Here is a 7,303-nt window from a genome sequence, read left to right on the forward strand (position 1 = left end):
ATCACCGTGACCGCCACGGACCGCTCTGGTCGCCGCGCGCCCCTACGCGAACTGGGGCGCGAGCGTCACGCTGGCCGCCCCGGGCGGCACGGACGCGGGCGGGGAGATCGTGACGGTCACGCCGCGCGGCGCGGCGCGCCGCACCGGCACGAGCCTCGCGGCGCCGCACGTGACGGGCGTCGTGAGCCTCCTGGTGGGCCTGAAGCCCTCCCTGACGCCCGCCGCCGTGACGGACCTGCTGACCCGCGCCGCCGCGCCCTTTCCGGGCGGGCGCTGCGACGCGCGGGACGCGGCGCGCACCTGCGGGCGGGGCGTGGTGGACGCCGCCGCCGCCGTGAAGGCCCTGGGCGCCGCGCCCGCCGCGTCCCGCTAGGACGGGAAGAGGCCGCCCCCGCTGGAGGCGGCCTCCTCCGGCACGGTCACTGGAGCGCGACGATGGCCGTCTTGCCGCTGGCCTTGTCGTGCTCGCAGGTGAACTGCGCCTGCCCGCCGGGACGGCCCTGCAGCACGACGGAGACGACGCTCGTCCAGGTCCAGCCGCCACCCTCGCGCGGCGCGACCTGGGGCACGACGAGGCCGGGGTCCTGGAACTGCAGGTCGTCGAGACGCAGCTTGGCGTTCGTGGCGACCTCGCGGACCTGCCGGTCGAGCTGGCCCTTGCACTCTTCGAGGAACTGGTACTTGCTGATGCCCGCCGACGCCCGGTCGGACGCGAGGGGGTTGGCGCGCACGGCCGCGATGATGCCGAGCGTGCCGAGCACGATGAGGAGCGCCACCGCCGCCCACAGCGCGAGACGCGAGGCGGAGCCGGAGGCTCGGGGCTTCATGGGGTTCGTCGTCATGTCGGGATTCTCCTTGGGGGCGGCGCGGGGCCGCCCGGGCAGGGTCAGTCTACCGCAGGAACGAGGAGCGTCCCGGGGGACGCGGTAACGCCCCCGTAATCGAACGCTGAGACGATGCGGTCAAGGAGGACGCCATGACCAGCACGACCAGAGTCGCGGACGTGATGACCCGAAACCTCGTGACCGTCGATCCCTCGACCACCGTTCCGGAGGCCGTACAGCTCATGAAGAACGGCGGGTTCCGCCGCCTTCCCGTGCGGCGCGAGGGGCGGCTCGTCGGGATCGTCACGGACCGTGACCTCAAGGAGGCGATGCCGTCGCAGGCGACGTCGCTGAGCATCTGGGAGATCACCTACCTGCTCGCGAAACTGCACGTCGGCGAGGTGATGTCGCGCTCGGTGATCACCACGACGGACACGGCGCTCCTCTCGGACGCGGCGTACACGATGCTCAAGCACCGCGTGGGCGGTCTGCCCGTCGTGAACGGGTCGGGCGAGCTCGTCGGCATCGTCACCGTGACGGACGTGCTGCGCGACTACGTGGGCCTGCCGGTCCTGGGATGAGGTGACGACGATGAAGGTTCGTGACGTGATGACGTCCGCCGTGGTGACGGTGGAGGAGACGGCGCCCGCCGGGGAGGCCCGCGATACCCTGCTGCGGACCGGGTTGCACGTCCTGCCGGTCGTTCGTGGCGGCAGGCTGGTGGGGCTCGTGGTGGGGCAGGCGCTTCCGACGCCGCTGGACGGGAAGCGCGTGGCCGACGTGATGCGTCCGCCGGAGCTGCGCCTGCGGCCCACCGCGACGCTGGAGCAGGTGGCCGGTCTGATGCTGGAGTCGGGCGTGAACGGCCTGCCCGTCACGTCGGCGGACGCCACGCTCCTCGGCGTGGTCACGGTACGTGACCTGCTCGAGGTGCTGGTGCGCGCGCCCAGGCCGGGCTTCTCCGGGTAGGACGAGGACGTCGCGGGGAGGAAGCCTGAGGGGAGGCGGGGGGCTGTCCAGACAGCCCCCGCCTCCCGCTGTTCGCGCAGGCCGACACTGTGAGGTACGCCCGCAGGGCGCCCGAGGTGCGTATGCCCAGACCTTCCAGGACCGCCGTGCTCGTCCTCCGCCTCAACCGGCCGCTCCGGCTGTGGACCTTCCGCGCCGCGCCCGGCGACGCGGTGCCGCCCGTCGCGCCCCACGACCGGGTTCCCGGCAAGGCGGCGGTGATCGACGCGGTGACCCTGCGGGTGGATCCGCCCGCGTTGCGCGATCCCCTTCGGCTGCGGCTGGCCGCGGCCCGGATGGGCGTCCGGGTGGACCGGGCGGGTTCCGCCGTCCTGAGCCCTTTCGGGAACACGTTGCGGTTGCGGCTGCGCGGCTCGTCCTTCGTGGTGGCCTTTCAGGGAGAGCGCGAGGCCCTGCTGGTCGCCGCGCGGTCTCTGGCGGCGCGTGGACGGGACCGCTCGGGGCTGATCCTCGTGCCCGGACCGCGCGAAGGACTTCACTCCGGGAACCTCGTCGAGGTCCTCCGCGCGGGCGCCGACGAGGGGGCCCGTGTCCGCTTCGTGGTGGAGGGTGAGCAGGGCGTGCCGATGGATTCTCCGCTGGATTCTCCGCCGCTCGTGGTGTTCGATCAGCCGAAGCTGGGACCGCGTGGGTGGTACGTGGGTGAGCGGCGGGTGCGCTCCTGGGAGGAGCGATCCTCACGTGAGGCGACCATGATGAAATTTGTATGAGAAATGATCCACCCGCATGACATGAGAGAACCACGCGATGTGGATGGGAACTACAACTTCATGAATGAGAAAGTGTAAGAAAACCGTAAGGGCCCCCCGCCTAGCTTGAAAATGTCAAGTTTACCCCTTCGCTCCCCCGCTCGATACCGCAAACGAGCACGTCGAAGGAAGGCGGCCCCGGTATGCTCTCGCACCCAACGACCCCCACCCCCACAACCACGACCCGCAGGACGAGCGGACTCACCATGCTCGAGCTGCTCGTCACGATCGCCGTGATGGGCGTCCTCTTCGCCGTCGTCGCGCCGTCCCTCAACCAGCCTCGCCCCGACGTCGTCGCCGCCAGCGTTCAGGCCGAGTTGCAGCGCGCCCGTCTCGAGAGCATCCGCCGCAACCGTCCCGTCGCGCTCGTCTGGGACTCCGCCACCTAGACCTTCACGAGCCGCGCGCGCTCCACGACGAACTCGACCTCGGTCGCGTGCGTGCTCGCCGACGACACGTCCCTGAACGCCATCTCGCTCAAGAACACGCCGCGTGTCAGTGCCGACGTGAGCGCCTTCGGCGCCGCCGGGACGGGCACCACGCGCGGCGTCGTCTGGCGGCCCGACGGGCTCCCGTACGCCTGCGACGGGACCGGCACCACGCCCGCCGCGGCGTAGCTCACCTTCGCGGCCACCTCGGGCACGTCGAGCGCCACCGTCGCCCTCACCGCCGCGGGAAGGGTCCGTAGATGAACTCCACCTAACGCGCATAGGGCGGCTTCAGCCTCATGGAGGTCCTGATCTCCGTCGCGATCCTCTCGCTCGCCCTAATCGGCGCGACCGCGATCCAGACGACGTCGCTGCGTAGCACTTCCAAGGCCTCCGGGGTGGAGCGCGCGCTCACCATCGCCCGAGCGGAACTCGAGTACCAGCGTCGCCTCACCTCCCGCGCGAGCGGCAACTGCGGCACACAGTAGAGCGGCTACACCTGCACCGTCACCGTCACGCCCTGCGCGAGCGACACGACCGGCACGACCTGCGCCACGACCGTCACGTCGCCCATCGCGGACCGCGTGAGCGTCACCGTCTCTTGGACGGGCGGCAACCCCCTCACGATCGACACGGTCGCCGCGCGCCCCTTCACCAACGGGAGCAACTGAGCGTGAGACGCACGCGCGAAGGCCTGACCCTCACGGAACTGCTCATCGCGATGCTGGTCGTCGGCGTGATCCTCGTCGCCATCCAGAGCCTGCTCTCCACGGCACAGAAGACCACCGTCACGATGCAGCAGACGACTGACGTCACGCAGAATGCCGAGGTGGCCGGATTGATGCTTCAGAACGACCTCATCTCGGCCGGCTTCACCGGGGGGCCCGGCGCCTTCACCGACGCCCTCGTCGCGGCTACCAGCATCGTGCCCACGGGCGCCCGTAGCAACTACCTCGCTCAGTCGGCCCTATGGGAGTTCGTTGACACCTCCGGCAAGGCGCTCAACACGCTCGTCGTCACGAGTCCCACCTGCACCGCCGGGACGGTGTGCCCCGACACGCTCGCCCTCACGCGTGTGAAGGCCATCTCCACCGTCTCCTACACGCTCGAGCGCGTCGAGTACACCGCCGCCACGGACTCGGGCGGCACCAGCCTCACCCGCAAGGTCACGACCTACGCCTGCCCAGCCAGCGGTGGCGGCACGTTCCTCTACCCGACCCTCTCAGGCTGCACGGCCACCGTTGGCACCGCCGCCGCCGTCGTGGACGGCGTCGAGGATTTCCAGGTCTTCTTCCGCAACAGTGGCGGCGCCGTGTCCGGCTCGTACTCCACCACGCCGTTCACGGGCGCCGTCAGGGACAACAAGACCGCGTCCGTCGGGGTGTACCTGCGCGTGCGCGCCACCCGACCGGCGCGTACGTTCACGGACACCGCCACCTACCCACAGGCGGCTCTCCCGGACGGCCAGACCGCCACGGCGCTCGGTATTCCCACCTACACCCCGACGTCCACCACCGACCAGAGCTACCGCCGGACCGAGAAGGTGCTCGTGGTGGGCCTGCTCAACCCGCAGTCCGTGAAGTGAGGACGCCCATGAAGAGAGACAACGGCTTCATCCTGATCGTCGCGCTCGTCGTGATGGCCGTGCTGCTGCTGCTCGGCATCGGCGCGAGCTTCCTCGGCAGCACCAACGTGCAGGTCGCGAGGAACGTCAGCCTGCAGGCCGCCGTTCGCGCGCAGGCGGAGGCGGGCGTGGACCTCACGCTCGCGCGCCTCAACCAGGTCGATCCGGCCAACGCCACCCAGATCCTCTACAAGAACTGGCCCTGCTGGTACAACAGCACCACGAAGACCAGCGTTCCCGCGCCCACGGGCGTCACGTTCACCGTCACGATCACGGCGCTCAATCCTTCCGTGACGCCACCCACCTGCACCAGCGGCGTGGCCACCAACTCCGACGTGCCGATCGTCGTGAAGTCCGTCAGCACGATCGGCGACAGCACGTGGTCGTCCGAGGCCGTCGTGATGAACGCGACCAACACCACCAAGAACAAGCCCGAGTTCGACCGCGGCATCGTCACCAACAGCAACCTCAAGTGCCCCGGCACCTGCAACTTCCGCATCGATCTGCAGGCGGGTGGCGACATCACGGCCACCGGCCAGTCCACCCTCGGCGACTACCGCGCGCTGTACGACGCGAGCAGCAACAAGAAATGCACCTTCGGTGGTGAGGTCAACTCGAACGTCTGCATTCCCTCGCCCCCACCGACCGTGCCCGCCCCGGTGTTCGAATCGCAGCGCAGCGATCTCATCAAGGCCATGGGCATGACGTACACGAACGCCACCACCGCGCCGGCGTGCCCGACCCTGATGCCGGCCAACACGGGCATCACATCATGCACGGCCCTGGCGACCGGGACCACGACCGTCACCCAGAGTTATTCGAACGCGATCATCGTGCTTCCCAAGGGCGCGAACGTCACCTTCTCGGGAACACTCGACAACGTGATCGTCATCGCCGACAGCACGGCCACCGTGACGTTCAACGGCACCAACCCCAGCACCACCAAGGCCGCCCTCAACAACGTGCAGGTCGCGAGCGGCACCATCAACTTCAGCGCCGACGTCTCCAACGTCCCACAGACGGTCGGCAGCACGGGCGGCACGAGCACCACGATCGCGGGCAGCGCCTTCTACGCCAAGAGCGGCTACACCTTCGGCAAGAACGTGTTCGGCAACGACACGAAGGCTTCTCAGACGCTGTTGAGCTCCGAGGGTTCCATCACCCTCAACGGCAACGGCGGCGCGAGCATCTACGCGACCCTCTGGTCGGGCGGCGCCATCGACATCAACGGCACGACCAGCAACTGGCTCTTCCGCGGCACCATCGCCGCGACCGGTACCATCACCGCGAACGGCGGTGTGGACTACATGGGGAGGCCCGAAGGCGGTGTCCGCATCCCCTCCGTCCCCCGCGTGCCGACGCCCGGCAACATCGCCATCCTGAGCCGCAAGTAGCGCGCGTGCGCTTCTCTCACGAAGCGCCCTGAAATGAATGGTCCGTGCGCGTGGCGTGAAGCCGGTCTTCACGCCACGCGCACGAATCTTTTCGTGACGAATGCCACACTGAAGCCTCCGCCCAGCGTCGCGCCGCCGTATCCACCGGGCGCAGGAGGTTTCATGTCACGACACCGCACCCGCGCCGCCCTCACGGCGGTCCTGCCCGCCCTGCTCCTCGCCTGCGGCCAGAGCGCGACCTCGTTCGACGACCTCGGCCCGTACGCGGGCGGCGCCAGCCACCCCTGGAGTTCCACGCGAGCGCCCGGCGCCGTCACGCCCCTCACGCTCGACCCCGGACGCAACAACCTCTACTACGAGCCGATCCTCTCGGCCACGAACGGCTGGGGCCCCGTCGAGATCAACAGGAGCAACGGCGAGCAGCAAAGGGGCGACGGACGCAAGCTCAGCGTGGGCGGCAGGACGTACGACGTCGGGTACGGCGTGCACGCCGACAGCGAGCTCCGCTGGAGCCTGAAAAGCACCATCGCGAACGTGTCGTGCAGCAAGCTCGACGGGTACGTCGGCGTGGACGACGAGGTGGGCGACCGGGGCAGCGTGATCTTCCAGATCTTCCTCGACGGCACCAGGGTGTGGGACTCGGGCGTGACGACCGGCAAGGACGCCGCGAAGTTCTACAGTGTGGACCTGCGGGGCCGCACGGACCTGCGCATGGTCGTGACGAACGGCGGGGACAACCTGTACTACGACCACGCCGACTGGCTCCAGCCCACCGTCCACTGCGAGGGGCCGGCGGCCCCGCCGTCCCTGCCCTCCGGCACCGTGGACCGGACCTTCACGACCGTCCGGCCGGACTTCACGGTCGTGGACAGCGCCGTGCAGGCCGACGGGAAGGTCGTCCTGTTCGGCCTGGAGCCCGACGAGCCCGGCGTGGAGGGCTACGTCGTCGCGCGCTACAACGCCGACGGCACGAAGGACGCCGCCTTCGGGACGGACGGACGGTTCGTGCAGGAAACCGGCACCGGCAACCGCGCGGTGGACGTGACGATCGCGCCCGACGGCGCCATCGTGGCGCTCGGCAGGAGCGGGTTCCCGAAGCCCGTGCCCGGCACGACCGACCAGAACGCCACGATCGTGCTGCGCCTGCTCCCGGACGGGACGCCCGACCCCGCCTGGAAGCTCCCGGACGGACGCGCGGGCGCCGTGACCGCCGCCAACCTCCCCGAGGACCCGCGCGGCGTGACCGTGCAGCCCG

The 7,303-nt window shown here is 69.8% G+C and carries 11 protein-coding genes and 1 pseudogene; 9 read left to right on the forward strand and 3 right to left on the reverse strand.

Translation table 11 applies throughout. The annotated features are described in order from the left end of the window. The first annotated feature begins 70 nt into the window (after positions 1–70). Positions 71–373 (forward strand): S8 family serine peptidase, encoded by a 303-nt coding sequence (locus tag DEIPI_RS27750; RefSeq protein ID WP_245588491.1) that lies wholly within the window; start codon positions 71–73, stop codon positions 371–373. A 46-nt stretch (positions 374–419) separates the two neighbouring features. Here the strand turns inward: DEIPI_RS27750 and DEIPI_RS0101950 are convergent, their stop codons facing one another. Then, the gene (locus tag DEIPI_RS0101950; RefSeq protein ID WP_027480674.1) at positions 420–842 is read right to left on the reverse strand and encodes a hypothetical protein; all 423 of its coding nucleotides are present in this window, start codon (positions 840–842) and stop codon (positions 420–422) included. 134 nt (positions 843–976) lie between these two features. Between DEIPI_RS0101950 and DEIPI_RS0101955 the strand changes: the two genes are divergently transcribed. The 4 genes from DEIPI_RS0101955 (at position 977) to DEIPI_RS27755 (ending at position 2,991) form a co-directional block, all read left to right on the forward strand. Continuing rightward, on the forward strand, positions 977–1,405 hold the full coding sequence (locus tag DEIPI_RS0101955; RefSeq protein WP_045233456.1) for a CBS domain-containing protein: 429 nt from the start codon (positions 977–979) through the stop codon (positions 1,403–1,405). Positions 1,406–1,415: 10 nt separating this feature from the next. Beyond that, a complete protein-coding gene (locus DEIPI_RS0101960; protein WP_027480676.1) occupies positions 1,416–1,793 on the forward strand; it encodes a CBS domain-containing protein in 378 nt (125 codons plus the stop codon). 122 nt (positions 1,794–1,915) lie between these two features. After that, on the forward strand, positions 1,916–2,563 hold the full coding sequence (locus tag DEIPI_RS0101965) for a hypothetical protein (protein ID WP_157463405.1): 648 nt from the start codon (positions 1,916–1,918) through the stop codon (positions 2,561–2,563). A gap of 182 nt (positions 2,564–2,745) precedes the next feature. Then, the gene (locus DEIPI_RS27755; RefSeq protein ID WP_084473876.1) at positions 2,746–2,991 is read left to right on the forward strand and encodes a pilus assembly FimT family protein; all 246 of its coding nucleotides are present in this window, start codon (positions 2,746–2,748) and stop codon (positions 2,989–2,991) included. On the opposite strand, the gene DEIPI_RS37220 is transcribed toward DEIPI_RS27755, so the two are convergent. Further along, complete coding sequence (locus DEIPI_RS37220; protein ID WP_027480678.1) at positions 2,988–3,257, reverse strand: hypothetical protein; 270 nt, start codon at positions 3,255–3,257, stop codon at positions 2,988–2,990. The genes DEIPI_RS27755 and DEIPI_RS37220 overlap by 4 nt on opposite strands. Positions 3,258–3,320: 63 nt before the next feature. Between DEIPI_RS37220 and DEIPI_RS0101980 the strand changes: the two are divergent. Continuing rightward, a pseudogene (locus tag DEIPI_RS0101980) lies at positions 3,321–3,518 on the forward strand (type IV pilus modification PilV family protein); the annotation flags it as partial. Positions 3,519–3,523: 5 nt separating this feature from the next. Here DEIPI_RS0101980 and DEIPI_RS41795 read toward each other — a convergent pair. Then, a complete protein-coding gene (locus DEIPI_RS41795) occupies positions 3,524–3,646 on the reverse strand; it encodes a hypothetical protein (RefSeq protein ID WP_281173173.1) in 123 nt (40 codons plus the stop codon). A gap of 57 nt (positions 3,647–3,703) precedes the next feature. Here DEIPI_RS41795 and DEIPI_RS0101995 point away from each other — a divergent pair, with 57 nt between their 5' ends. The 3 genes from DEIPI_RS0101995 to DEIPI_RS35215 form a co-directional block, all read left to right on the forward strand. Further along, a complete protein-coding gene (locus tag DEIPI_RS0101995; protein WP_027480680.1) occupies positions 3,704–4,615 on the forward strand; it encodes a prepilin-type N-terminal cleavage/methylation domain-containing protein in 912 nt (303 codons plus the stop codon). An 8-nt stretch (positions 4,616–4,623) separates the two neighbouring features. Next, complete coding sequence (locus tag DEIPI_RS0102000) at positions 4,624–6,048, forward strand: hypothetical protein (RefSeq protein ID WP_027480681.1); 1,425 nt, start codon at positions 4,624–4,626, stop codon at positions 6,046–6,048. Between the two features lie 162 nt (positions 6,049–6,210). Beyond that, positions 6,211–7,303 (forward strand): NPCBM/NEW2 domain-containing protein (locus DEIPI_RS35215; RefSeq protein WP_052351574.1); only part of this gene is annotated, 1,093 nt, incomplete at its 3' end.

The organism is Deinococcus pimensis DSM 21231 (genome assembly GCF_000519345.1).
Lineage (GTDB): Bacteria > Deinococcota > Deinococci > Deinococcales > Deinococcaceae > Deinococcus_A > Deinococcus_A pimensis.

Coding starts and splice junctions, on each gene's coding strand:
- DEIPI_RS0101965 (WP_157463405.1), top strand. CDS start 1,916: ATGCCCAGACCTTCCAGGACCGCCGTGCTCGTCCTCCGCCTCAACCGG.
- DEIPI_RS27755 (WP_084473876.1), top strand. CDS start 2,746: ATGCTCTCGCACCCAACGACCCCCACCCCCACAACCACGACCCGCAGG.
- DEIPI_RS0101950 (WP_027480674.1), bottom strand. CDS start 842: ATGACGACGAACCCCATGAAGCCCCGAGCCTCCGGCTCCGCCTCGCGT.
- DEIPI_RS0102000 (WP_027480681.1), top strand. CDS start 4,624: ATGAAGAGAGACAACGGCTTCATCCTGATCGTCGCGCTCGTCGTGATG.
- DEIPI_RS0101960 (WP_027480676.1), top strand. CDS start 1,416: ATGAAGGTTCGTGACGTGATGACGTCCGCCGTGGTGACGGTGGAGGAG.
- DEIPI_RS0101955 (WP_045233456.1), top strand. CDS start 977: ATGACCAGCACGACCAGAGTCGCGGACGTGATGACCCGAAACCTCGTG.